22 protein-coding genes and 1 other annotated feature are annotated in these 24,609 nt (G+C 38.6%); all 22 genes read right to left on the reverse strand.

Annotation, left to right across the window (positions count from 1 at the left end):
* Positions 1-6: 6 nt before the first annotated feature.
* The 22 genes from rplW to nusG all read right to left on the reverse strand — a co-directional run bounded on the left by rplW (position 7) and on the right by nusG (position 24,572).
* On the reverse strand, positions 7-291 hold the full coding sequence (rplW, locus tag MKY09_RS18405; protein ID WP_144512677.1) for a 50S ribosomal protein L23: 285 nt from the start codon (positions 289-291) through the stop codon (positions 7-9).
* On the reverse strand, positions 291-914 hold the full coding sequence (gene rplD / locus MKY09_RS18410) for a 50S ribosomal protein L4 (protein ID WP_169359364.1): 624 nt from the start codon (positions 912-914) through the stop codon (positions 291-293). The genes rplW and rplD overlap by 1 nt, the downstream gene beginning before the upstream one ends.
* A 26-nt stretch (positions 915-940) precedes the next feature.
* Entirely contained in the window at positions 941-1,570 is a 630-nt protein-coding gene (gene rplC, locus MKY09_RS18415) for a 50S ribosomal protein L3 (protein WP_342567281.1), read from the reverse strand.
* A 45-nt stretch (positions 1,571-1,615) separates the two neighbouring features.
* Positions 1,616-1,924 carry a 30S ribosomal protein S10 gene (gene rpsJ, locus MKY09_RS18420; protein WP_042478628.1) on the reverse strand — a complete coding sequence of 103 codons (309 nt, stop codon included), beginning with the start codon at positions 1,922-1,924 and terminating at the stop codon, positions 1,616-1,618.
* A gap of 379 nt (positions 1,925-2,303) precedes the next feature.
* Positions 2,304-3,620 (reverse strand): Na+/H+ antiporter family protein, encoded by a 1,317-nt coding sequence (locus MKY09_RS18425; RefSeq protein ID WP_298472476.1) that lies wholly within the window; start codon positions 3,618-3,620, stop codon positions 2,304-2,306.
* A gap of 176 nt (positions 3,621-3,796) precedes the next feature.
* On the reverse strand, positions 3,797-5,776 hold the full coding sequence (locus MKY09_RS18430; RefSeq protein WP_342567282.1) for an ABC transporter permease: 1,980 nt from the start codon (positions 5,774-5,776) through the stop codon (positions 3,797-3,799).
* Positions 5,766-6,527, reverse strand: coding sequence for an ABC transporter ATP-binding protein (locus MKY09_RS18435; protein ID WP_298472470.1), 762 nt, complete (start codon positions 6,525-6,527; stop codon positions 5,766-5,768). Before MKY09_RS18435 ends, MKY09_RS18430 begins: the two co-directional genes overlap by 11 nt.
* A 98-nt stretch (positions 6,528-6,625) precedes the next feature.
* Positions 6,626-7,657 (reverse strand): sensor histidine kinase, encoded by a 1,032-nt coding sequence (locus MKY09_RS18440; RefSeq protein ID WP_169359368.1) that lies wholly within the window; start codon positions 7,655-7,657, stop codon positions 6,626-6,628.
* The gene (locus MKY09_RS18445) at positions 7,654-8,343 is read right to left on the reverse strand and encodes a response regulator transcription factor (protein ID WP_169359369.1); all 690 of its coding nucleotides are present in this window, start codon (positions 8,341-8,343) and stop codon (positions 7,654-7,656) included. Before MKY09_RS18445 ends, MKY09_RS18440 begins: the two co-directional genes overlap by 4 nt.
* A gap of 90 nt (positions 8,344-8,433) precedes the next feature.
* Complete coding sequence (gene tuf / locus MKY09_RS18450) at positions 8,434-9,621, reverse strand: elongation factor Tu (RefSeq protein ID WP_298472467.1); 1,188 nt, start codon at positions 9,619-9,621, stop codon at positions 8,434-8,436.
* Positions 9,622-9,737: 116 nt separating this feature from the next.
* The gene (gene fusA / locus MKY09_RS18455; RefSeq protein WP_342567283.1) at positions 9,738-11,816 is read right to left on the reverse strand and encodes an elongation factor G; all 2,079 of its coding nucleotides are present in this window, start codon (positions 11,814-11,816) and stop codon (positions 9,738-9,740) included.
* A gap of 50 nt (positions 11,817-11,866) precedes the next feature.
* Complete coding sequence (rpsG, locus tag MKY09_RS18460; protein WP_169359372.1) at positions 11,867-12,337, reverse strand: 30S ribosomal protein S7; 471 nt, start codon at positions 12,335-12,337, stop codon at positions 11,867-11,869.
* 41 nt (positions 12,338-12,378) lie between these two features.
* Positions 12,379-12,798 (reverse strand): 30S ribosomal protein S12, encoded by a 420-nt coding sequence (rpsL, locus tag MKY09_RS18465; RefSeq protein ID WP_169359373.1) that lies wholly within the window; start codon positions 12,796-12,798, stop codon positions 12,379-12,381.
* A 97-nt stretch (positions 12,799-12,895) separates the two neighbouring features.
* The gene (locus MKY09_RS18470; protein WP_340881372.1) at positions 12,896-13,144 is read right to left on the reverse strand and encodes a ribosomal L7Ae/L30e/S12e/Gadd45 family protein; all 249 of its coding nucleotides are present in this window, start codon (positions 13,142-13,144) and stop codon (positions 12,896-12,898) included.
* Between the two features lie 130 nt (positions 13,145-13,274).
* Complete coding sequence (gene rpoC / locus MKY09_RS18475; RefSeq protein ID WP_342567284.1) at positions 13,275-16,877, reverse strand: DNA-directed RNA polymerase subunit beta'; 3,603 nt, start codon at positions 16,875-16,877, stop codon at positions 13,275-13,277.
* 134 nt (positions 16,878-17,011) lie between these two features.
* Positions 17,012-20,566 (reverse strand): DNA-directed RNA polymerase subunit beta, encoded by a 3,555-nt coding sequence (gene rpoB, locus MKY09_RS18480; RefSeq protein WP_169359376.1) that lies wholly within the window; start codon positions 20,564-20,566, stop codon positions 17,012-17,014.
* 228 nt (positions 20,567-20,794) lie between these two features.
* Complete coding sequence (locus MKY09_RS18485; protein ID WP_169359377.1) at positions 20,795-21,397, reverse strand: class I SAM-dependent methyltransferase; 603 nt, start codon at positions 21,395-21,397, stop codon at positions 20,795-20,797.
* A gap of 77 nt (positions 21,398-21,474) precedes the next feature.
* On the reverse strand, positions 21,475-21,837 hold the full coding sequence (gene rplL, locus MKY09_RS18490) for a 50S ribosomal protein L7/L12 (protein ID WP_169359378.1): 363 nt from the start codon (positions 21,835-21,837) through the stop codon (positions 21,475-21,477).
* A 70-nt stretch (positions 21,838-21,907) separates the two neighbouring features.
* Positions 21,908-22,408, reverse strand: a complete 501-nt coding sequence (gene rplJ, locus MKY09_RS18495; RefSeq protein WP_169359379.1) for a 50S ribosomal protein L10 — start codon at positions 22,406-22,408, stop codon at positions 21,908-21,910.
* A gap of 32 nt (positions 22,409-22,440) precedes the next feature.
* Positions 22,441-22,584 (reverse strand) — a sequence feature (ribosomal protein L10 leader region).
* Between the two features lie 42 nt (positions 22,585-22,626).
* Positions 22,627-23,319 (reverse strand): 50S ribosomal protein L1, encoded by a 693-nt coding sequence (gene rplA / locus MKY09_RS18500; protein WP_169359380.1) that lies wholly within the window; start codon positions 23,317-23,319, stop codon positions 22,627-22,629.
* Positions 23,320-23,447: 128 nt separating this feature from the next.
* Positions 23,448-23,873: a 50S ribosomal protein L11 gene (gene rplK, locus MKY09_RS18505; RefSeq protein WP_169359381.1), complete on the reverse strand. Its 426-nt coding sequence runs from the start codon at positions 23,871-23,873 to the stop codon at positions 23,448-23,450.
* Between the two features lie 165 nt (positions 23,874-24,038).
* A complete protein-coding gene (gene nusG / locus MKY09_RS18510; protein ID WP_169359382.1) occupies positions 24,039-24,572 on the reverse strand; it encodes a transcription termination/antitermination protein NusG in 534 nt (177 codons plus the stop codon).
* Between the last annotated feature and the right edge of the window lie 37 nt (positions 24,573-24,609).

The following is a 24,609-nucleotide window of genomic DNA, read 5'->3' on the forward strand; positions in this document are numbered from 1 at the left end:
TAAGGATTAAATTTCGAATAACTCGATTTCTTTGCTGTCTTGAGTTAATGTAACAATCGCTTTACGACGTTTGTTAGTATAACCACCAAATTTACCTACGCGTTTGAATTTACCTTTGTAGTTCATGATGTTAACTTTCTCAACATCTACTCCAAAGATTTCTTCTACTGCATATTTAACTTGAGTTTTGTTAGCGCGAGTGTCCACTTCGAAAGTGTACTTTTTATCTGCCATTACTTCAGAAGAACGCTCGGTAATGACCGGACGTTTAATAATATCACGTGCTTCCATTATCCAAGCACCTCCTCTACTTTTTCTACTGCAGCTTTAGTCATCACTAATTTATCGTGACCAACTAAATCTAAAACGTTAATGCCTGTTGCAGACACAACTGTGATTCCAGGGATGTTACGAGCAGCTAATGCTACGTTTTCATCTAAATCAGCAGTTACTACTAACGCTTTTTTATTGATTGAAAGGTTAGTTAACACTTTCACGAATTCTTTTGTTTTTGGAGCATCAAATGCTAAACCTTCAAGTACTACGATGCTTTCTTCACGCACTTTAGATGAAAGAGCTGAAAGAAGAGCTAGACGACGTACTTTCTTAGGTAATTTATAGCTATAGCTACGTGGAACTGGACCGAATACAGTACCACCACCACGCCATTGTGGAGAGCGGATCGAACCTTGACGAGCACGACCTGTTCCTTTTTGCTTCCATGGTTTACGACCACCACCAGCTACTTCAGAACGATTTTTCACTTTATGATTACCTTGACGTAGTGAAGCACGTTGAGAAATGATAGCTTCAAATAGCACAGATTCGTTTGGTTCAATTCCGAAAACTTTATCGTTTAACTCGATTTCACCAACAGAAGATCCTGCTTGATTGAATAAAGACACCTTTGTCATTCCTGTTTCCTCCTTTCTTCAGAGAATTATTTCGATTTAATAGCAGCCTTAACAACTACTAGTGATTTACGAGAACCAGGAACATTACCTTTTACTAATAGTAGGTTACGTTCAGTATCCACTCTTACGATTTGTAAGTTTTGGATTGTTACTGTGTGCCCACCCATTTGACCAGGTAATTTCTTTTGTTTGAATACACGGTTCGGAGCAACTGGCCCCATTGAACCTGGACGACGGTGGTAACGAGATCCATGGGCCATTGGTCCACGAGATTGTCCGTGGCGTTTAATAACACCTTGGAAACCTTTACCTTTAGTAATACCTGTTACATCAATTACATCGCCTTCTGCAAAACTTTCTACGTTGACTTCTTGACCAACCTCGTAATTAGCTGTATCCAAGCCGCGGAATTCGCGGATGAAGCGCTTAGGAGCGGTGCTAGCTTTGGCTACGTGTCCTTTAGCTGGTTTGTTAGAAAGCTTTTCGCGCTTATCTTCAAAACCTAACTGAATTGCTTCGTATCCGTCTGTCTCAGCAGTTTTCTTTTGAAGTACTACGTTTGGAGTAGCTTCAATAACTGTTACAGGGATTAAGTCACCGTTCTCAGCAAATACTTGCGTCATACCGATTTTTCTACCTAAGATTCCTTTGGTCATCCGTCACACCTCCTATAATAATTTGTTGTTTTTTATCTTTTACCATTAAAGTTTGATTTCTATATCAACGCCAGATGGTAAGTCAAGCTTCATTAACGCATCAACAGTTTGTGGTGTTGGGTTAACGATATCGATAAGACGTTTATGCGTACGCATTTCGAATTGCTCACGAGAATCTTTATACTTATGAACAGCACGAAGAATCGTATACACAGATCTTTCAGTCGGAAGTGGAATCGGACCCGATACACTTGCACCTGAACGTTTAGCAGTTTCTACAATTTTCTCAGCAGATTGATCCAGGATTCTGTGATCATACGCTTTTAAACGAATACGAATTTTTTGTTTTGCCATTATTTTCCCTCCTTTTCGCCTATTTTCTAGACATTCTCCACGAAAATTTTCCGTACACTCGCCATGGCAAAGCGGCCGGGTGTGTCGGTAACCTCTCGTTTCATCGCAGTCAAAGACCAACATTCAACATTATATCCAATAAAAATAGAATATGCAAGTCTTTTTCTCAAATTCTTTTTATATGCTTCAACTTTATATATATTCATTTAAACAATACATTTTTTAGCCGTTTTCTAGTATATAAAATTATTACTAAAAATACAAATGAAATGAATGGTAGAAATTCCTTTATCCCTTGTTCCACAAGTGTCATCCATGCAAGAGACAGATTACCTTCTTCTATCCAAAAGAAAAAGAGCTCACTTAGGAGCTCTCTCTTCTATAGTATATATACAATTCCAAACCAACCAAAAATGATTAGCGGGATATTGTAGCAAATGAACGTAGGCACACAAGTATCCCAAATATGATTGTGCTGACCGTCTACACTTAATCCCGCGGTCGGACCCAGTGTTGAATCAGATGCTGGAGAACCTGCATCTCCTAATGCGCCAGCTGTTCCTATCAGGGCTATAATTGCCATAGTACTTAATCCTAACTCTAATCCTAGAGGAACAAAAATAGCTGCAATGATAGGAATAGTTGCAAATGAAGATCCTATGCCCATTGTTACGATTAACCCAATGACTAACATAATGAGTACGGCTAAGCTGACGTTACCTGCAAGCAACTTCGCTGAAGCTTCTACTAAATTTTCTACATCACCAGTTGCATTGATCACAGAAGCAAACCCATTTGCTGTAATCATAACAAAACCTACAAAAGCCATCATTCTCATACCTTCAGTTAATAGTAGGTCCGCTTCCTTCCATTTTAAAGCTCCTGTGATATACAGTACAGTAATACCCGCTAAAGCCCCAGCTATCATTGAGTCTGTTTCAATCTGAACATACAAGGCAGCAATCAATGAAATAATAGTGAAAAATACACTACTCTTCTTAACGTTCAATTGTAATTTCTCTACTTCAACTTCCTGTTGTTTGTATTGTCTTGGCTTTCTATATAATACAAACGCTATAACTAGTCCTGCCACCATTCCTAGCGCTGGTATTACCATTGCCCCAGGAATATCATCTAAATTGATTGCCAGACCAGATAACCCCATCTGAGTAGCTACGATCTCTTGGTAGATTGCACCGAAACCATATGGCAACAACATGTATGGTGTAATCAATCCAAACGCTAAAATAGTTGCAATCAATCTACGGTCAATCTGAAGCATATTTAATACTTTCAAAATTGGCGGAACTAATAATGGGATAAACGCGATATGGATTGGTATTAAATTTTGCGAGAATATAGCCATCATCAGTAATAACAAGAATATTAATGTCTTAGCTAGACCAGTCTTCTGGGAATCCCCTTCTCTTCTTACAAGCTTAAGAATAGCCGCTACTAATAGCTCTGGTATTCCTGTCTTGGAGATAGCCACCGCAAAGCCTCCTAAAAGCCCGTAGCTAAGCGCTATTGTAGCTCCAGCACCTAATCCACCCGTAAACGCTTTTATCGTTTCTGCGACCGATAAGCCTGCTGTGAGGCCTCCTACCAATGCACCTATAATCAATGAGAATACTACATTTATACGAAGTAGACTCAGAACTAACATAACTGCAACTGCAATTAGTACTGCATTCATTTTACACACTCACTTTCACACACTAGATTGCTAATATGATAGAAGTTTATATTCTTTTTTCCATATTGTCAATAGAATAAACTATGCCAATAGTTAACATCCAAGCATTTTACAGTGGCCCACTAGCTTCTATATAAAAAAAAGCCTGACTTCCAATTGGAAATCAAGCTTTTTTTTTATAAAGCAGCTTTGACTACTTTTCGATAGTACCCTGCAGAAAGAATTGCAAAGATGGAGTATAGAACAATATATATACCCATCGTGATCAATAGTGGAGCTACCAACTCGGTGCCAAATAAAATCCACCCCGATTTTACTGCAAAATAACTGTGTGCTAACCCTATGATTAATGGAAAGCCGAAGTTGAACAGCTGCTTACGTCGGATCCCACTCATAATTTCATTAGTAGTGAAGCCCATTTTTCGTAAAACTTTATAGGTACCTTTCTCTTCATCCGCCTCAGACATTTGCTTGAAGTACAGAATACTACCCGTAGCTATTAAAAACGCTAAGCCTAAAAATCCACTTATAAAAATAGTCATTCCAAGTGAGTCTAACATCTTTATACGATAATCTTCCTGAGATTCTACACTGACTGTGTTTGTTGCTCGGTCATTACCTGGAATAGGTATTTCCACTGACACTTTATTTGCTTCAAATACTTCTTGCGCCTTTATTAATTGATTTTCTTCCTTCAAATCCATACCAACTATTTTTTGATTCACAGTAAGAGGGTCATTAAGTAGCTTTTGAAAAAAAGAATCGGACACTACAACTGTAAATAAACCATAATTATGATAATCCGGTACTAACCGATCTTCTATCGCTTCTTTAATAAATATTTCCTCTTTACCTGTAGAAGTATTGAACTGGATAGGTTTTTGTGATTCTATTCTTATGTTTTCTGCACTCAAACTATCGTAACCCAGTATATAGCCTTCCCCTTCTTGTAATTGAATATTAGGAAGCTTATTTTGAATCGCCTTAAGGCTTACAACTTGTATGCCTAGCTCGGTGGATAAATTTTTATTTAATGCAGACTCCTTGACTAATAATGGGCGAACATCTGCTGGAACCTCTAGTAAATCTATATCATACCTGGTATATTGAATACCTTCTTTATCAAATTCCTCGACCAATTCGAAGCCAGTATCCTCATACATTATATAATCATAAGGTACTGCCTCTTTTGCTACTGAATCCGTGGAATAGTAAGAGATATAGGTTAATGTTAATATTGCTAGCGTAGTCGCTGACAATACTGTAATAGTAGTCAGAGACATGGCATTAGCCTTCATTCGGTGCATGATTGTGGATAAAGACAATACATCTTGAATAGACAGTAAACCTTTTTTACTTTTTCTTACAAAATTTAAGATTAATGCTACCGAGAATCGAAATACAAAATAGGTTCCGCCAATCGTTAAAGCAAGGATAGAAACCATTTTGAATAACAGTACATTAGCAGATGGTAAGTTATCCAAATCTAATAGTGTCGTCGATAAATAATAGCCATATCCTATAGAAATCAACCCTATAAATCCTAAAAACATCTGAAAGGCATTAAACTTTTTGACTCGCTCGTCTGCGACTGCAGTAGTTGTAATGAGAGCTAGCAGAGTTACTCTTTTGATTCTTATTGCAGTTTGTAGAATAACTATCAATAATAGTATGGAGAAAACAACTACAGTAGTCATTAGTGCTTCTATAGAAAATGTGAGCTCGACAAATGCATCCTTTTCTACTATTTTTAAGAGAATCATGACAAATATTCTAGAGGAAAGTAAACCTACTAATACACCAATGACAATCGCACTGAACCAGAGAATAATGTTCTCTATTGCTATTAGTCTAGCCACTAGGCTCTTGGACATTCCGACTAGCTGGTACAAACCTATTTCCTTGCTCCGTCTGTTCATAAAAAGCTTATTAGCATAGAGTACAAAGAAAGTTACAATAAATAATAATAAATAGGAAGCTGTTTCTAATGCAGCTGCTGATCTTCCAGTCCCGATTTCATTAACGATTGCGGGATTATACTGTAATGTGACAAAGGAATAATATAATGAAACACTGAAGACTAAAGCAAAGACATAAAGATAATAACTCTTTATATTTTTCCTCATACTTCTTAGAACCAATTGATTAAGCGTCATAGCCATCACCACTTAATACACCTTGGGTATTCATGATCTCTTGGAAAAATTGCTTGCGATCCTTATCACCTTTATACAACTCCGAGTATATTTGACCGTCCTTTAGAAATAGAACACGTGAACAAAAGCTCGCAGCTACAGAGTCATGCGTTACCATCATAATCGTAACTTTCTTTTCTTTGTTTATTTTTTCTAGATTACTTAACAACGCCGTAGCCGATTTAGAATCTAAAGCTCCAGTGGGCTCGTCTGCAAATACAATTGAAGGATTACCAACTAGTGCTCTTGCCGCCGATGTTCGTTGCTTTTGTCCACCAGATATCTCATTAGGATATTTGTTTAGAATATCTTCAATTCCTAACAGAGTTGTAATCTCCTTTATCTTTTCCTCCCCCTCGCTCTTAGAGGATTTTCCTACAGATAATGGTAGATAAATATTTTCTTTAACTGTTAGTGTATCCAACAAATTATAATCCTGAAAGATAAAACCTAACTGTTCTCTTCTAAATTTGGAAAGCTTCTGTTCTTTCATTTTTTGAAGATTATTATTGTTAATCTCGATTAATCCAGATGTAACTTTATCAATGGAAGCTAAGACATTTAATAGCGTTGTTTTCCCTGAACCCGAAGGTCCCATAATTCCAACAAACTCTCCTTCTCGAACTTCTATGTCAATATCCTTTAATACTTCCTGAGTATTAGATTTTTTACCAAATACTTTTTTAATCTTGCGACCTCTTAAAATTACCATGGTCTACCTCCTACCTTTTATTAACTTCATTTTACCCATTAATTTAAGTAAAATCGTTCGTTTTAGGTGACAATCAAAGAAAGTAGATGACATTTTCGTCACCTACCTAGTATTTGTTGCATCTCATTTTGTAGTGGAAAGTGTAAGGAGAAGGTAGAACCCTGACCAATATCAGAAACAACGTTGATCCTGATCCCTAGCTTTTCAGCGGAATTCTTTGCTAAGTATAGACCCATTCCAGTTGAAGCAGCACTCTCTCGGCCAACCCTACCAGTAAAAGACTTTTCAAAAATTCTTGGCAAATCCGATTGCGCGATTCCTACTCCTTCATCTTGAATAGAAAGGATTAGGTGGCCTAAATCATCTGTAGAAGTAAAAATTCGAATTTCACTATTTTCATTACTATATTTCACTGCATTCGATATTAGCTGCCTTAGAATAAACGCTAGCCATTTCTGATCTGTTAGTATGACGTTTTCCAAGTCGCTAACCTCAAACCCTATATTTCGTTGTATACACCATGGCATCAACTCTTTAATTTCCTGAAATACTACTCTTTGTATAGTTACTTCCTCGATTACATTATCCTTTTCAATTGAAGGAAGTCGTGTTTTATGAAGCTGTTGATCTAAGAGCATATGCAGTCGAAGCCATTCTACTTCTAATTGCTTCTTAAGTGTTGGATCTTCTACATTGTCTATCATTAGTTTCATACTGGTTAGCGGTGTCTTCATCTCATGTATCCAGGAAAGAGTTTGATCCTTCTCTTCAAGAGAACTGGTATTGGAATCATTCAGTTCTTGTTTTCCGGTTAAAATTAGTACTTCTACCTCTTCTATAATCATTTTATCAAAAAGTGATTGTCCTTCTGGTAGTCTTGCTATAAGCTCATCGAAAGTCGGGTCACCCTGATTAATCTTTAAAATACTTTTTATAAACTTTGTTTCCCTAAAGTATCGCCATAAAAAGAATACTAAAAATAAAAGTAGGTTGGTACCATTCAAGTACACAATCGAAGTATTGGTAAAGGCAACGTCAACCGTCAGGAGAATATTGAGCCAAAGCTGGAAAAAGCCAAAAAATAAAATCCAGGCAATTCGCTCTCTAATATAATATAACAGTAACCTCATAGCTCCTCCTTAGTAACAGCTAGATAGCCTAATCCCTTCTTCGTTACAATAACCTCATCTAATCCAATTTGTTCTAACTTTAACCGCAATCTATTAACATTTACAGAAAGAGTATTATCATTTACAAACTTTTCATCGTCCCATAGCTTTCTCATGAGTTCATCTCTCGATACTATTTTATCTACAGATTGGACTAATACTCTAAGGATAAATAACTCATTTTTTGTAAGTTCAGCCTCTTGTTCCTCTTTGGAAATTGTACTTCTAGAGTAATCAATAATTGCACCATTCCAATGAACGATATCTGACTGTTCCTCTCCATAATCATACGTTCTTCTTAAAATAGCTTGAACCTTTGCTAATAAAACCTCCATATTGAAAGGCTTTTGAACAAAGTCATCCGCCCCCATCTGCATGGCCATGACCATATCCATTGGGTGATCTCGTGAGGAAAGAAATATAATAGGTACTTTAGAATGTCTTCGAATTTCTCGGCACCAATGGAAACCATCATATGCTGGCAGTTGTATATCTATCATAACTAACTCGGGTTTCTGTTCTAAAAAACTAGGAAGTACTTGTTGAAAATCAGTAGGGCCTATAACTTCAAATGACCATAGATGAAATTTTTCCTTTAATAAATTAAATATAGAAACATCATCTTCTATTAGCATAATTTTTCGCATATAATTACCTCCTAATCCCAGTGTACACAATTATACACATAAAAAAAACCATCTCGTCGTCACGAGATGGTTTTAACAGTTTAAATAAGATTACTTAGTGATAGTAGCAACTACACCAGCGCCTACAGTACGTCCACCCTCACGGATAGAGAATTTAGTACCTTCTTCGATAGCGATTGGAGAGATTAGAGAAACAGTCATTTCGATGTTATCTCCAGGCATAACCATTTCTACGCCTTCTGGTAAGTTACAAACACCTGTTACGTCAGTTGTACGGAAGTAGAACTGAGGACGGTAGTTTGAGAAGAATGGAGTATGACGTCCACCCTCTTCTTTAGAAAGAACATAAACTTCAGCTTTGAAGTCTGTGTGTGGTGTAATTGAACCTGGTTTAGCTAATACTTGACCACGTTGGATCTCTTCACGAGAAACCCCACGAAGAAGAGCACCAATGTTGTCTCCAGCTTCAGCATAGTCAAGAAGTTTACGGAACATTTCAACACCTGTTACAGTAGTTGATTTTGCTTCTTCAGTAATACCGATAATGTCTACAACGTCACCGATTTTAACTTGTCCACGCTCAACACGTCCTGTAGCAACTGTACCACGACCAGTGATTGAGAATACATCCTCAACTGGCATCATGAATGGTTTGTCAGTTTGACGTTCTGGAGTTGGGATGTAGTTATCTACAGCGTCCATTAATTCAACGATTTTTTCTTCCCATTCTGGCTCTCCTTCAAGAGCTTTAAGAGCAGAACCTTTGATTACTGGAATGTCGTCGCCTGGGAAATCGTATTCAGAAAGAAGGTCACGAACTTCCATTTCAACTAATTCAAGTAATTCTTCGTCATCAACCATGTCACATTTGTTCATGAATACAACTAGGTATGGAACACCTACTTGTTTAGATAAAAGAATGTGTTCACGAGTTTGTGGCATTGGGCCATCAGCAGCAGATACTACTAAGATCCCGCCGTCCATTTGAGCTGCACCTGTGATCATGTTTTTAACATAGTCAGCATGTCCTGGGCAGTCTACGTGAGCGTAGTGACGAGTTTCAGTTTCATACTCAACGTGAGAAGTGTTGATTGTAATTCCGCGCTCTTTTTCTTCAGGAGCGTTATCGATGTCAGCGTAAGATTTCGCTACTCCACCCATTTTTTTAGAAAGAACTGTAGCGATTGCAGCAGTTAAAGTTGTTTTACCATGGTCAACGTGTCCGATTGTACCAACGTTAGCATGTGTTTTGGAACGGTCAAATTTTTCTTTAGCCATTAGAGAAATCCTCCTCAGTAATTGTTTGTTTTTTTTATGATAAAAGATAGGGACAAGTAGTCCCTATAATTCATACACTACAAGAAAGTTATGCTTGAATCAAGATGAAAAATTAATTATTCACCTTTATGTTTTTTGATAATTTCTTCAGCGATTGATTTTGGAACATCTTCATAGTGGTCAAATACCATCGAGAATACTCCACGACCTTGTGTATTTGAACGTAATGACGTTGCATATCCAAACATTTCAGCAAGTGGAACCATTGCACGTACTACCTGTGCATTACCACGAGCATCCATACCTTCAACGCGTCCACGACGAGATGTGATATCACCCATGATGTCTCCTAAGTATTCTTCAGGAATAACAACTTCTACCTTCATGATTGGCTCAAGAAGTGCTGGGTTTACTTTAGATACAGCATTTTTCAATGCCATAGATGCTGCAATTTTAAATGCCATCTCATTCGAGTCAACATCATGGTATGATCCGTCGAATAATTTAGCTTTAATATCGATTAATGGGAAACCAGCGATTACACCATTGTTAAGTGAGTCACGAAGACCTGCTTCAACAGCTGGAATATATTCACGTGGTACTACACCACCAACGACAGCATTTTCAAATTCAAAGCCTTTTCCTTCTTCGTTTGGTGAGAATTCAATCCAAACGTGTCCGAATTGACCACGTCCACCAGATTGGCGAACGAATTTACCTTCAACTTTTGCCGATGAACGGAAAGTTTCACGGTAAGATACTTGAGGTGCACCTACGTTAGCTTCTACTTTGAATTCACGACGCATACGGTCTACTAGAATATCAAGGTGAAGTTCACCCATACCAGCGATGATTACTTGACCAGTTTCTTGGTCAGTATGTACGCGGAATGTTGGATCTTCTTCAGCTAATTTTTGTAGTGCTTGACCCATTTTATCTTGGTCAGCTTTAGTTTTCGGTTCAACAGAAAGTGAGATAACTGGCTCAGGGAATTCCATAGATTCAAGAATTACTAGAGCTTTTTCATCACAAAGTGTATCACCAGTAGTTGTATCTTTTAAGCCTACTGCTGCAGCAATATCTCCAGCATAAACTTGTGAGATCTCTTCACGAGAGTTAGCATGCATTTGTAGGATACGTCCTACGCGCTCACGCTTACCTTTAGTAGAGTTTTGTACGTATGAACCAGATTGAAGAGTACCAGAATATACGCGGAAGAAAGTTAATTTACCAACATAAGGGTCAGTCATAACTTTAAACGCTAACGCAGAGAATGGTTCAGAATCGTCAGAATGACGTTCTACTTCTTCTTCACTGTCAGGATCGATACCTTTCATAGCTGGGATATCAAGTGGTGATGGAAGGTAAGCAACTACTGCATCAAGAACTTTTTGAACACCTTTGTTTTTGAATGCTGTACCACATACTACTGGATAGAATTCTACGTTAAGAGTACCTTTACGGATACCAGCAACTAATTCTTCGTTCGTAACTTCTTCTCCACCAAGATATTTTTCCATTAGATCTTCATCAAGCTCAGCTACCGCTTCAACTAATTTCTCACGGTATTCTTCAGCTTGAGCTTTATATTCTTCAGGAATTTCAACTTCTTGGATATCAGTACCTAAGTCGTTTCCGTATACAGTAGCTTTCATTGTCACTAGGTCAATGATTCCGCTGAATTCATCTTCAGCACCGATAGGTAACTGAATTGGATGAGCGTTAGCTTGTAAACGTTCACGAAGAGTTCCTACAGAATATAGGAAGTCTGCACCTGTTTTATCCATTTTGTTTACGAAAACAATACGTGGTACGCCATAAGTTGTAGCTTGACGCCATACTGTTTCAGTTTGTGGTTCAACACCAGATTGAGCATCTAGTACTGTAACCGCACCATCAAGTACACGAAGTGAACGTTCAACTTCAACTGTGAAGTCTACGTGTCCAGGTGTATCGATAATGTTTACACGGTGATTATCCCAAGCAGCTGTTGTCGCAGCAGAAGTGATAGTGATACCACGTTCTTGCTCTTGCTCCATCCAGTCCATTTGTGATGCACCCTCATGAGTTTCCCCAATTTTGTGGATTTTACCAGTGTAATATAGAATACGCTCCGTAGTAGTCGTTTTACCAGCATCGATGTGAGCCATGATACCGATATTACGTGTTTTGTCTAAGGAGAACTCTCTAGCCATATTGTATTTCTCCTTCCAATTTCGGATTAGAGTATGATTGTATTAGAATCTTACCAACGATAGTGAGCAAATGCTTTGTTAGCTTCAGCCATTTTATGCATATCTTCACGTTTCTTAACTGAAGCACCAGTGTTGTTAGATGCATCAAGAATTTCATTAGCTAAACGCTCTTCCATAGTTTTTTCTCCACGAAGACGTGAATAGTTTACTAGGTAGCGAAGACCTAAAGTATAACGACGGTCAGGACGTACTTCAACCGGTACTTGGTAGTTAGCACCACCAACACGACGAGCACGAACTTCAAGAACTGGCATAATGTTTGTTAATGCAGCTTCGAATACTTCTAAAGCATCTTTACCAGAACGTTCTTTAACAAGATCAAACGCACCGTATAGAATTTTTTGAGAAGTACCTCTTTTACCGTCAATCATCATTTTATTAATTAAACGAGTTACTAGTTTCGAATTATAAATTGGATCTGGTAACACGTCACGTTTGGAAACAGGACCTTTACGAGGCATGTGTTTTCCTCCTTTCGACGAATGTCAATTTATTGAATAGATTATTTTTTAACTTTAGGGCGTTTTGCACCGTATAGAGAACGGCTTTGCATACGACCAGTAACACCAGCTGTGTCAAGAGCACCACGTACGATATGGTAACGTACCCCTGGTAAATCTTTTACACGTCCTCCGCGGATAAGTACAACACTATGTTCTTGTAGGTTGTGTCCTTCTCCTGGAATATAAGCAGTTACCTCTAACGTATTAGTTAAACGTACACGCGCATATTTACGAAGTGCTGAGTTTGGTTTTTTCGGCGTCATTGTCCCAACACGAGTACAAACCCCACGCTTTTGTGGCGAATTAAGATCTGTAGCTGATTTTTTAAAGCTATTGTAGCCTTTTCCTAATGCTGGAGACTTTGATTTCGTGATGTTGGATTTACGAGGCTTACGTACCAATTGGTTAATTGTAGGCATCGATTATTCCTCCCTTCATTTGTTCTTTTAATACCACACATCCAGGTGGTTCATTTTTTGGGTAAAAACAAAGTCTTTGTGCTAAACACAAAAACTGTTACACAGTAATAGCCACAACGGAAGCGCCTAAACGCAAACCACAGGCTCTACCAAGGTCTATTTTAGACTCGACATAGGTAATTGGGACATCATTATCGTTTGCTGCCTGACGTGCTAGTTCAATGATTCTCAATTCTACATCAAGTGCAATATATACTTCTTTGACAAGCCCTTTTTTCATTGCTTTTACTGCTTGCTTTGTACCTATGATCGTTTTGTCTGCTTGTTTTACTTTTTCATAAGACATTTACATATCCTCCAAAGCTACAAGTCCGATAACTATCAACCTTAAATATATTATCATTCCCTGCAAAAAGTGTCAACACTTAACAAGAAAATATTAGGGAGAATTATTATTAACTCTCCCTAATATAAAGTTATTCTGCGCTTACTGCTTCTTTTTGTGCATCTGATTCGTTTTTAGTTATTTGGATTTGACGGTAACGTTGCATACCAGTACCAGCCGGAACTAGTTTACCAATAATAACGTTTTCTTTCAATCCAAGTAACTCATCACGTTTTCCTTTAATAGCTGCATCTGTTAAGACACGAGTTGTTTCTTGGAAAGATGCTGCTGATAAGAATGATTCTGTTTCAAGAGATGCTTTTGTAATACCAAGGATAACTGGGCGACAAGTTGCAGGAATCTTACCTTGAAGTACCGCTTCTTTGTTCGCTTCAGCAAATTGATGAATATCTAATAGTGAGCCAGGAAGCAAGTCAGTTTCTCCCGCTTCAATTACGCGCACTTTACGAAGCATTTGGCGAACCATTACTTCGATATGCTTATCACCAATTTCTACCCCTTGCATACGATAAACTTTTTGTACTTCTTTTAACAAGTACTCTTGAACAGTTGAAACATCTTTTACTTTTAACAATTCCTTAGGATCAATAGAACCTTCTGTTAGTACTTGGCCACGATGGATTACGTCATTTACTTGAACTTTTAGACGAGCATTGTATGGCGCTAAGTATTTACGAGTCTCTACATTACCTTGAATTGTAATTTCTTTTTGTCCTTCTCTAATTTCATCGATTTCAGTAACCGTACCTGTAATCTCTGAAATAACCGCTTGCCCTTTTGGATTACGAGCTTCGAAGATCTCTTGAATACGTGGAAGACCTTGTGTGATATCATCACCGGCAACCCCACCTGTATGGAATGTACGCATTGTTAACTGAGTACCTGGTTCCCCGATAGATTGAGCAGCGATAATACCTACCGCTTCCCCTACTTCTACCTTGTCACCTGTAGCTAAGTTTAAGCCGTAACATTTTTTACATACACCATGTTTCGTATTACAAGTAAATGCTGAGCGGATAGTTAATTGAGTAATTCCAGCATCTTCAATCAAACGCGCGATTTCATTAGTAATTAAGCCGTCTCTTTCTAAAATAACATGCCCTTTTTCAGGATGGAAAATTGTTTTCTTCGTATGACGACCAACAATACGTTCGCCAAACTCTTCAATAACTTCCGTTCCTTCCATAAGAGAACCTATTAGTAAGCCACGGTCAGTACCACAGTCATCCTCACGTACGATTACATCTTGCGCTACATCAACAAGACGACGAGTCAGGTAACCTGAATCGGCTGTTTTAAGTGCTGTATCGGCAAGACCTTTACGTGCACCATGTGTAGAGATGAAGTATTCAAGTACTGTTAAACCTTCACGGAACGATGACTTGATCGGAAGTTCGATAATTCGACCAGCCGGATTGGCCATCAGACCACGCATACCTGCAAGTTGAGTAAAGTTGGACGCGTTACCACGGGCACCAGAGTCACTCATCATGAAGATCGGGTTCATATTATCTAATGATTTCATTAGTTTTTCTTGAATAACTTCTTTTGCTCTACTCCAATGTCCAATAACGCTTGCATAACGCTCTTCTTCTGTTATTAGACCACGACGGAACTGTTTCAATACTTTATCTACTTTTCCTTGTGCTTCTTCAAGAATCTCACCTTTGTCTGGAAGTACGACGATATCAGAGATACCAATAGTTATACCAGCCTTAGTGGAATACTTAAATCCAAGTGCTTTCATACGGTCAAGCATTTTAGAAGTTTCTGTAATATGGAAACGTGTAAATACTTCAGCGATGATATTACCTAAAATTTTCTTCTTGAATGGTTGAACAAGTTCCATAGATTCAATATGTTTTTTCACATCTGTTATAGTAGAGATGAAATATTTTTCAGGTGTTTCAATTTGTAAATTATAATCCGTTGGTTCGTTAATGTACGGGAACGTTTCAGGAAGTATTTCGTTAAAAATAACTTTACCTACAGTAGTTAATAACAACATCTTGTTTTGTTCTTCCGTAAACGTCGGATTTTTTAATGATGATGCAGCAATTGCAATACGAGTATGCAAATGTACATGACCAGTGTTATAAGCGATTAACACTTCTTCTGGACCGTAGAATGTAGAACCTTCACCCATTGCACCTTTACGCTCTAGTGTTAAGTAATAGTTACCTAATACCATATCTTGAGAAGGTGTAACAACTGGTTTACCATCTTTAGGGTTCAAAATGTTTTGTGCTGCAAGCATTAATAGACGAGCTTCCGCTTGTGCTTCTGCTGATAAAGGAACGTGAACAGCCATTTGGTCACCATCAAAGTCAGCGTTATATGCTGTACATACTAGAGGGTGAAGACGAATTGCACGGCCTTCTACTAATGTTGGTTCAAATGCCTGGATACCTAGACGGTGAAGAGTAGGTGCGCGGTTTAATAAAACCGGATGCTCCTTGATTACATCTTCTAGTACATCCCAAACCTCTGGATGCATGCGCTCGATTTTACGTTTTGCACTCTTAATATTATGTGCCAAGCCGCGTTCCACTAGCTCTTTCATAACAAACGGTTTAAATAACTCGATTGCCATCTCTTTTGGAAGACCACATTGGTACATTTTTAAGTTTGGTCCTACTACGATAACCGAACGACCAGAATAGTCTACACGTTTACCAAGTAAGTTTTGACGGAAACGACCTTGTTTCCCTTTAAGCATGTGAGAAAGTGATTTTAATGGACGGTTACCTGGTCCTGTTACCGGACGGCCACGACGACCATTATCAATCAATGCATCTACTGCTTCTTGTAGCATACGCTTTTCATTTTGAACGATGATGCTTGGAGCACCTAAGTCCAATAAACGTTTTAAGCGGTTATTACGGTTGATTACACGACGGTATAGATCATTTAAATCAGATGTAGCAAAGCGTCCACCATCTAATTGAACCATCGGACGTAATTCTGGTGGAATTACCGGAAGAACATCTAAGATCATCCAATCTGGCTTATTCCCTGAGTTACGGAATGATTCAACTACTTCTAAACGTTTAATCGCACGTGTACGACGTTGACCTTGAGCTGTTTTCAACTCTTCTTTTAGGTGTTCAGTTTCACTTTCTAGATCTATTTCTGATAATAGACGCTTAATAGCCTCTGCACCCATAGCTGCTTGGAATTTGCTGCCAAACTTATCTCGGTATGCACGGTATTCTTTTTCAGAAAGTAATTGTTTCTTTTCAAGAGGTGTATCCGCTGGTTCGATTACTACGTAAGAAGCAAAATAAATGACTTCCTCAAGTGATCTTGGAGACATATCCAAAATCAGACCCATACGGCTTGGAATACCTTTGAAATACCAAATATGTGATACAGGAGCTGCCAATTCAATGTGTCCCATACGCTCACGACGGACTTTCGAACGCGTAACCTCAACTCCACATCGATCACAAACTACGCCTTTATAACGAACACGTTTGTATTTACCACAATGACATTCCCAGTCTTTAGTTGGACCGAAAATACGCTCACAGAATAACCCATCTTTTTCAGGTTTTAGTGTACGATAGTTAATTGTTTCAGGTTTTTTTACTTCTCCATAAGACCATGAACGAATTTTATCTGGTGAAGCTAAACCAATTTTCATATACTCAAAATTATTAACGTCTATCAAGGAGCCTACCTCCCTTTAGTCTTGAGTCTTTAGAAAGACCTTCCAAGTAGCTCTGCATCATGCAATTTAATACGGAAATACGGACAGGCATCACCTGTCCGATTTTTTATCTAATCAATTATTCCTGCTTTGCCTTACTCTAAGTTTCCAACTGGCTCTTCTTCATTAGCTAGTGGTAATAAACCAAGTGCATCAGCTGCCGGAATATCGTCATCTTCATCTAAATCGCGAAGTTCAATTTCTTCTTCGTCAATCGTTAACATCTTAACATCCATACCTAAACTTTGAAGTTCTTTAATCAATACTTTGAATGATTCAGGAACACCTGGTTCAGGAACGCTTTCTCCTTTAACGATCGCTTCATATGTTTTCACACGTCCAACCACGTCATCAGATTTAACTGTTAAGATTTCTTGTAATGTATAAGCAGCACCATAAGCTTCTAGTGCCCATACTTCCATCTCCCCAAAACGTTGTCCACCGAATTGCGCTTTACCTCCAAGAGGCTGTTGCGTAACAAGTGAATAAGGTCCTGTTGAACGAGCATGAAGCTTATCATCAACCATGTGGGCAAGTTTGATCATGTACATAACCCCTACAGATACGCGGTTATCAAATGGTTCACCTGAACGACCATCATATAGAGTCGTTTTACCATCACGGTTTAAGCCTGCTTCTTCCATTGTGTTCCAAACATCTTCCTCGTTGGCACCATCAAATACTGGTGAAGCCATGTGTACACCAAGAAGTCTAGAAGCCATACCTAAGTGAAGCTCTAATACTTGCCCGATATTCATACGAGAAGGTACCCCTAGTGGATTTAACATAATATCTACTGGTGTTCCGTCTGGAAGGAAAGGCATATCTTCTTCCGGTAGGATACGAGAGATTACCCCTTTGTTACCATGTCGTCCGGCCATTTTATCCCCTACAGAGATTTTACGTTTTTGAACGATATAAGCACGTACTAATTGGTTCACGCCAGGTGATAACTCATCGCCATCTTCACGATTGAAGACTTTAACGTCTAATACAATTCCGCCTGCACCATGAGGTACACGTAGAGATGTATCGCGAACTTCACGCGCTTTTTCACCGAAAATAGCATGAAGTAAACGTTCTTCAGCAGTAAGTTCTGTAACCCCTTTAGGTGTTACTTTACCAACTAAAATATCTCCGTCTCTTACTTCTGCACCAACACGGATAATCCCACGGTCATCTAAGTTACGTAATGCATCTTCTCCGACGTTTGGAATATCTCTAGTGATTTCTTCTGGCCCAAGCTTCGTGTCACGTGATTCTGATTCGTATTCTTCTATATGCACAGAAGTATAGACATCATCTTTCACAAGACGTTCACTCATAATTACAGCATCCTCGTAGTTGTATCCGTCCCATGTCATGAAGGCTACTAGTACGTTACGTCCTAGTGCAAGCTCTCCTTGTTCCATAGATGGACCATCTGCAAGAATATCTAAAGGTTTAACACGATCTCCAACTTTAACAATTGGACGTTGGTTAATAGATGTACCATGGTTAGAACGCTCGAATTTGTGTACTTTATAAGTTGTTAAGTCACCTTTAACTTCTTTTCCGTCCACTTCTTCAATTCGACGCACGCGAATTTCCTTCGCTTCTACGTGTTCTACAATACCGTGATATTTCGCAATAACCGCTGCACCAGAGTCACGTGCATTGACGTGTTCCATACCAGTTCCGACAAACGGAGCTTCTGGGTTTAAAAGAGGAACCGCTTGACGTTGCATGTTCGCTCCCATTAGGGCACGGTTAGAGTCATCATTTTCTAAGAAAGGAATACATGCTGTCGCTGCAGAAACTACTTGCTTCGGCGAAACGTCCATGTAATCGATTTGATCTCTTCTAAATACCGTGTTATCTCCACGGAAACGACCAACTACTTCTTCGTTTTTGAAAGCACCATCTTCAGATAATGGCGAGTTTGCTTGCGCAACAACGTAGTTGTCCTCTTCATCAGCTGTTAGGTAGTCAATACGAGAAGTCACAAGACCTGTTTCAGGATCCACACGACGGTATGGTGTTTCGATAAATCCAAATTTATTTACTTTCGCAAAACTGGAAAGTGAGTTAATTAATCCAATGTTTGGTCCCTCAGGAGTTTCAATCGGACACATACGACCATAGTGAGAGTAGTGAACGTCACGTACTTCGAACCCTGCACGCTCACGCGTTAAACCACCGGGTCCTAAAGCAGATAGACGACGCTTATGAGTCAACTCTGCAAGTGGGTTTGTTTGGTCCATGAACTGAGATAACTGCGAGCTACCAAAGAATTCCTTGATAGATGCAATAACTGGACGAATATTTATCAGCTGTTGTGGAACAATTGCTTGTGTATCGTTAATAGACATACGCTCACGAACTACACGTTCCATACGAGAAAGACCAATACGGAATTGGTTTTGCAGTAACTCTCCAACTGAACGTAAACGACGGTTACCAAGATGGTCAATATCATCTGTGTTTCCAACGTTGAATAATAGGTTAAAGAAGTAACCAATAGATGAAACGATGTCAGCAGGCGTAATGTTTTTAACTTCTGTTTCCACATACGCATTACTAATTACGTTAATTTCTTTTTGCTCTTCATCATTTGGCGCATAAATTTTAATCGATTGAACCGTAATATCGTCTTCTAACACTCCACCTACTTGAGAGAATGTTTTAAAGCCAATTCCGTTTTCCAGATGTGGAATCAGTCTGTCTAATACACGACGATCAATCAGCGTACCAGCTTCAACTAAGATTTCACCTGTTTCAGGATCCACTAGCGTTTCTGCTACCGTTTGGTTAAATAAACGATTTTTAATATGCAATTTTTTGTTCATTTTGTAACGACCAACATTAGCTAAGTCATAGCGTTTTGGGTCAAAGAAGCGAGAGTATAGCAAGCTCTTTGCACTTTCCACTGTTGGTGGCTCACCAGGACGTAAGCGTTCATAGATTTCTAATAACGCTTTTTCAGTAGTTTCTGTATTGTCCTTTTCAAGCGTGTTACGTAAATACTCATTGTCACCGATTAAATCAATGATTTCTTGATCTGAACCGAAACCTAAAGCACGAAGTAAAACAGTTACTGGTAATTTACGAGTTCTATCAATACGAACATAGACTACGTCCTTTGCATCAATCTCGTATTCCAGCCATGCACCACGGTTAGGAATAACTGTAGCACCAAAGCCTTTTTTACCATTTTTGTCAGTTTTGTCATGGAAGTATACACTTGGTGAACGGACTAGCTGAGATACGATTACTCGCTCAGCACCATTAATTACGAAAGTTCCGGTTTCTGTCATTAGTGGGAAATCACCCATAAAGACATCCTGTTCCTTCACTTCATCCGTTTCTTTGTTATGAAGACGTACTTTTACGCGTAGTGGTGCTGCGTATGTTGCGTCACGTTCTTTTGATTCATCGACTGAATACTTTGGTTCATTCAAACTATAGTCGACAAATTCCAATGATAGATTGCCTGTAAAATCCTCGATTGGTGAAATATCTTTAAACATTTCACGTAAACCTTCTTCAAGGAACCATTCATAAGATGCTGTTTGAATCTCAATAAGATTCGGTAACTCTAGCACCTCACTAATACGCGCAAAACTTCTACGCTGGCGGTGTTGTCCGTACTGAACTAGTTGACCTGTCAACTCATTCACCCCTCAATTAAAGCGATATTAGGTCTTTTCGATATAGACATTTTGGTGTATGATATCGAAAGACAAAAAGAAAACGAGTTCTTAATAAGAGCTCATTTTTGATTCACCAAACTTTTCTCGGCCAGTATACCCATAAAGTATAGCTTTTATACAAAAGGGCATAAGTCCTCAAAATAATATTTTTGCATTTTATTATAATATCATAGCGATTTTGTCAAGTCAATCTTTTGTACCTTTTATAATCCAATAACCTTTTTCTTTGTTCACAACTTCTACTTGACCAAAAATCTCTTCTAAAAAACTAAAAGTAGATGGTGCCCCTTGTTTCTTTTGAATTACAACCCACAATTCTCCCCCTGAAACTAATTTTTCATAGGAATCCTTATAGAAACGAAATATAGTCTCTTTTCCAGCACGAATAGGTGGATTAGTTATAATAGCCGCAAAGTTTGCAGTTTCCACTGCTGACAACCCATCACTTTCATAGATTCGCACATTTTGTACCCCGTTAGCAGCCGCATTTTTTACTGCAAGTTGGATTGCACGTGTGTTAACATCTACTAAATGAACTGTTCTTTCTTCATTTGCTTTTGCAACGGCAAGTCCAATTGGACCGTACCCACAGCCCACATCCAATATATCTCCTTCGAGATCTGGGGCACTAAAAGCATCAATTAATACACGGGAGCCAAAATCTACTTCGCTCTTACTAAATACACCAGCATCTGTTTCAAACCGAAAATTATGACCAAGTAATTTAAAATTCCAATGTTGAGGCTTACTTTCCGTTTGAGGTTTTCTAGAATAATAATGTTCAGACACCGTTTAACCCTCCATCATACATACGAAGAAAAGCCCGTCGTATATAGACGAGCTTTTTCCCCGAGTTGTACCAGAAATTACTTAACTTCTACGTTAGCGCCTACTTCTTCAAGTTGAGCTTTCATAGCTTCTGCATCTTCTTTAGATACGCCTTCTTTAATAGCTTTAGGAGCGTTATCTACTACTTCTTTAGCTTCTTTCAAGCCAAGACCAGTGATTTCACGAACTACTTTGATTACTTTGATTTTTTGGTCGCCTGCAGATGCAAGGATTACGTCAAATTCAGTTTGCTCTTCAGCAGCAGCAGCACCGCCACCAGCTGCAGCAGCTACAGGTGCAGCAGCAGTAACACCGAATTCTTCTTCGATTGCTTTTACTAAGTCGTTTAATTCAAGAACTGTCATTGATTTGATAGCTTCTAAGATTTGCTCATTATTCATTTTATTTTCCTCCTATTATTGGGTATGTTAGGCTATTAGCCGGTTTTTTGTCGAAGAGTTGCATAATGAATTATGCGCCTTGCTCTTCTTTTTGTTCTGCAACAGCTTTTGTTGCAAGTGCGAAATTGCGCACTGGAGCTTGAAGTACAGATAAAAGCATTGAAAGAAGACCTTCGCGTGATGGAAGTTCTGCAAGTGCTTTTACATCTTCAGCTGAAGATACGTTACCTTCGATGATCCCTGCTTTAATTTCTAATTGTTCGTTCTTTTTAGCAAAATCGTTGATGATTTTTGCAGGAGCAACTACGTCTTCGTTAGAGAATGCAACAGCATTTGGTCCAACTAAGAATTCGTTGATCGCATCAACACCCGCGATTTCAGTAGCACGACGTGTAAGTGAGTTTTTATAAACTTTGAACTCAACGCCAGCTTCACGAAGTTGTTTACGTAATTCCGTAACTTGTGCAACGTTTAAACCACGGTAATCAACAACTACTACTGAAGCAGCAGCTTTAAATTTACCAGCGATATCGTCTACAATTACTTTTTTTGTTTCGATTGCTTTGCTCATCTTGGCACCTCCTATAAGAATTGGCCATTTATACCGACAAAAGAAAAGCCTCTGATCTACGGATAGACACAGAGGCAGAAAGTCATCATCTAATTAGAATCTGAATTTACGTGTCCTCGGTAGGATATTAAGTGACAAGTCACTCCTACTGTCTTCGGTACAAATGTATATTACACAACAAAAGTCATCTTATCAGATAGACTATAGGTTGTCAATTATTATTTTACTGATTGAGCGTCAACTTTAATAGCTGGGCCCATTGTAGTTGTTACATTTACAGATTTCATGTAAACACCTTTTGATGCAGCTGGTTTAGCTTTTTGAATTACTTCAAATACTGCCATGAAGTTTTCTACTAATTTGTCGTCTTCGAAAGAAACTTTTCCGATAGGTGCATGAATAATCCCTGCTTTGTCAGCACGGTATTCTACTTTACCAGCTTTAATTTCTTCAATCGCTTTAGTAACATCAAATGTAACAGTACCAGTTTTAGGGTTTGGCATTAAACCTTTTGGTCCAAGTACTCGACCGATTTTACCAACTTCACCCATCATGTCAGGAGTAGCTACGATTACATCGAAGTCAAACCATCCTTGTTGGATTTTGTTGATATATTCCACGTCACCTACATAGTCTGCACCTGCAGCTTCAGCTTCTTTAAGTTTTTCACCTTTAGCAAAAACTAATACGCGTTGAGTTTTACCAGTTCCGTTTGGAAGTACTACTGCTCCACGGATTTGTTGGTCGTTTTTACGAGTATCAATTCCTAGACGGAAAGCAACTTCAACTGTTGCATCAAAATTAACTGTGCTAGTTTTTTTAGCAAGTTCAATTGCTTCTTTAGCTGAATACGTAGTATTTTTGTCAACTAATTTAGCAGCTTCTTGTAACTTTTTACCTTTGTTAGCCATTTTAAAATGTCCTCCTTGATAGTGGTTTTAGCGGAATAAACCTCCCACGTGTAAAGGTTGCAGTTATTCTACGGAACAACTACAACCTTCCAAAAAACAATTGCTTCATATCAAAATCACATAAAGTATTAGTCTTCGATCGTAATACCCATGCTACGTGCTGTACCTTCAACCATCAACATAGCTGTTTCAACAGATGCAGCGTTTAGATCTGGCATTTTTTGTTCAGCGATTTCGCGAACTTTTTCACGTTTAACTGTCGCCACTTTAACGCGGTTCGGTTCACCTGATCCAGATTGAATTCCTGCTGCTACTTTAAGTAACACTGCTGCCGGCGGAGTTTTTGTAATGAAAGTAAAAGAACGATCTTCAAATACAGAAATTTCAACCGGAATGATTAGACCTGCTTGATCAGCAGTACGTGCGTTGAACTCCTTACAGAATCCCATGATATTAACACCCGCTTGTCCTAATGCAGGACCAACCGGTGGAGCTGGATTAGCTTTACCAGCAGGAATTTGTAATTTAACAACTTTAATCACTTTTTTAGCCACGAGACACACCTCCTTAAGTCCGTGATGTGGTAATTGGGTTGCCCCTCCCACTCAAATATCTGTCTCTCAGCTCTGCGCTGATAACATTTAGAAAATTCATGCAGACTTTTTTTCAGTCTGACCTTTGAAATGATACCACTTATCCATTTTTTTAGCAAGTATAAATTATACTTTAATTACTTGTTCGAAATCTAGCTCCATATTCGTTTCGCGTCCGAACATATCTATAGAAACAGTAACTTTTCCTTTTTCTGCCTCGATTGCTTCTACTTTACCTTGGAAATGAGCAAATGGCCCTTCTAGTACTTCTACTAATTCTCCAACTGAGAAATCTACCTCGACTTTGCGATCGTTCATACCCATTTGCTTCAGCATAGATTGAACCTCTTCTGGAGCAAGCGGTGTAGGCTTTGTCCCTCCACCTGATGAACCTAGGAATCCAGTTACTCCTGGTGTGTTACGTACTACATACCAAGCGTCGTCAGTCATGATTAACTCTACAAAAACATACCCAGGGAATGTTTTTCTTGTAACCACACGTTTTTTTCCATCTTTAAAATCTGTTTCTTCTTGTTCCGGGATGAACACTCGGAATATCTTGTCAGACATCCCCATTGTTTCTACACGCTTTTCTAAATTTGCTTTTACTTTATTTTCATACCCAGAGTACGTATGAACGACATACCAATTTTTTTCCATAGTGTCAGGACTAGACGTCCTTCCCTCCTTTTCTAAG

It is taken from the genome of Psychrobacillus sp. FSL K6-4046 (assembly GCF_038624605.1).
GTDB lineage: Bacteria > Bacillota > Bacilli > Bacillales_A > Planococcaceae > Psychrobacillus.

What these genes read in the sequence shown, in the direction of transcription:
- rplW (WP_144512677.1), bottom strand. Translation starts at nt 291, where the DNA reads ATGGAAGCACGTGATATTATTAAACGTCCGGTCATTACCGAGCGTTCT.
- rplD (WP_169359364.1), bottom strand. Translation starts at nt 914, where the DNA reads ATGACAAAGGTGTCTTTATTCAATCAAGCAGGATCTTCTGTTGGTGAA.
- rplC (WP_342567281.1), bottom strand. Translation starts at nt 1,570, where the DNA reads ATGACCAAAGGAATCTTAGGTAGAAAAATCGGTATGACGCAAGTATTT.
- rpsJ (WP_042478628.1), bottom strand. Translation starts at nt 1,924, where the DNA reads ATGGCAAAACAAAAAATTCGTATTCGTTTAAAAGCGTATGATCACAGA.
- MKY09_RS18425 (WP_298472476.1), bottom strand. Translation starts at nt 3,620, where the DNA reads ATGAATGCAGTACTAATTGCAGTTGCAGTTATGTTAGTTCTGAGTCTA.
- MKY09_RS18430 (WP_342567282.1), bottom strand. Translation starts at nt 5,776, where the DNA reads ATGACGCTTAATCAATTGGTTCTAAGAAGTATGAGGAAAAATATAAAG.
- MKY09_RS18435 (WP_298472470.1), bottom strand. Translation starts at nt 6,527, where the DNA reads ATGGTAATTTTAAGAGGTCGCAAGATTAAAAAAGTATTTGGTAAAAAA.
- MKY09_RS18440 (WP_169359368.1), bottom strand. Translation starts at nt 7,657, where the DNA reads ATGAGGTTACTGTTATATTATATTAGAGAGCGAATTGCCTGGATTTTA.
- MKY09_RS18445 (WP_169359369.1), bottom strand. Translation starts at nt 8,343, where the DNA reads ATGCGAAAAATTATGCTAATAGAAGATGATGTTTCTATATTTAATTTA.
- tuf (WP_298472467.1), bottom strand. Translation starts at nt 9,621, where the DNA reads ATGGCTAAAGAAAAATTTGACCGTTCCAAAACACATGCTAACGTTGGT.
- fusA (WP_342567283.1), bottom strand. Translation starts at nt 11,816, where the DNA reads ATGGCTAGAGAGTTCTCCTTAGACAAAACACGTAATATCGGTATCATG.
- rpsG (WP_169359372.1), bottom strand. Translation starts at nt 12,337, where the DNA reads ATGCCTCGTAAAGGTCCTGTTTCCAAACGTGACGTGTTACCAGATCCA.
- rpsL (WP_169359373.1), bottom strand. Translation starts at nt 12,798, where the DNA reads ATGCCTACAATTAACCAATTGGTACGTAAGCCTCGTAAATCCAACATC.
- MKY09_RS18470 (WP_340881372.1), bottom strand. Translation starts at nt 13,144, where the DNA reads ATGTCTTATGAAAAAGTAAAACAAGCAGACAAAACGATCATAGGTACA.
- rplL (WP_169359378.1), bottom strand. Translation starts at nt 21,837, where the DNA reads ATGAATAATGAGCAAATCTTAGAAGCTATCAAATCAATGACAGTTCTT.
- rplJ (WP_169359379.1), bottom strand. Translation starts at nt 22,408, where the DNA reads ATGAGCAAAGCAATCGAAACAAAAAAAGTAATTGTAGACGATATCGCT.
- rplA (WP_169359380.1), bottom strand. Translation starts at nt 23,319, where the DNA reads ATGGCTAACAAAGGTAAAAAGTTACAAGAAGCTGCTAAATTAGTTGAC.
- nusG (WP_169359382.1), bottom strand. Translation starts at nt 24,572, where the DNA reads ATGGAAAAAAATTGGTATGTCGTTCATACGTACTCTGGGTATGAAAAT.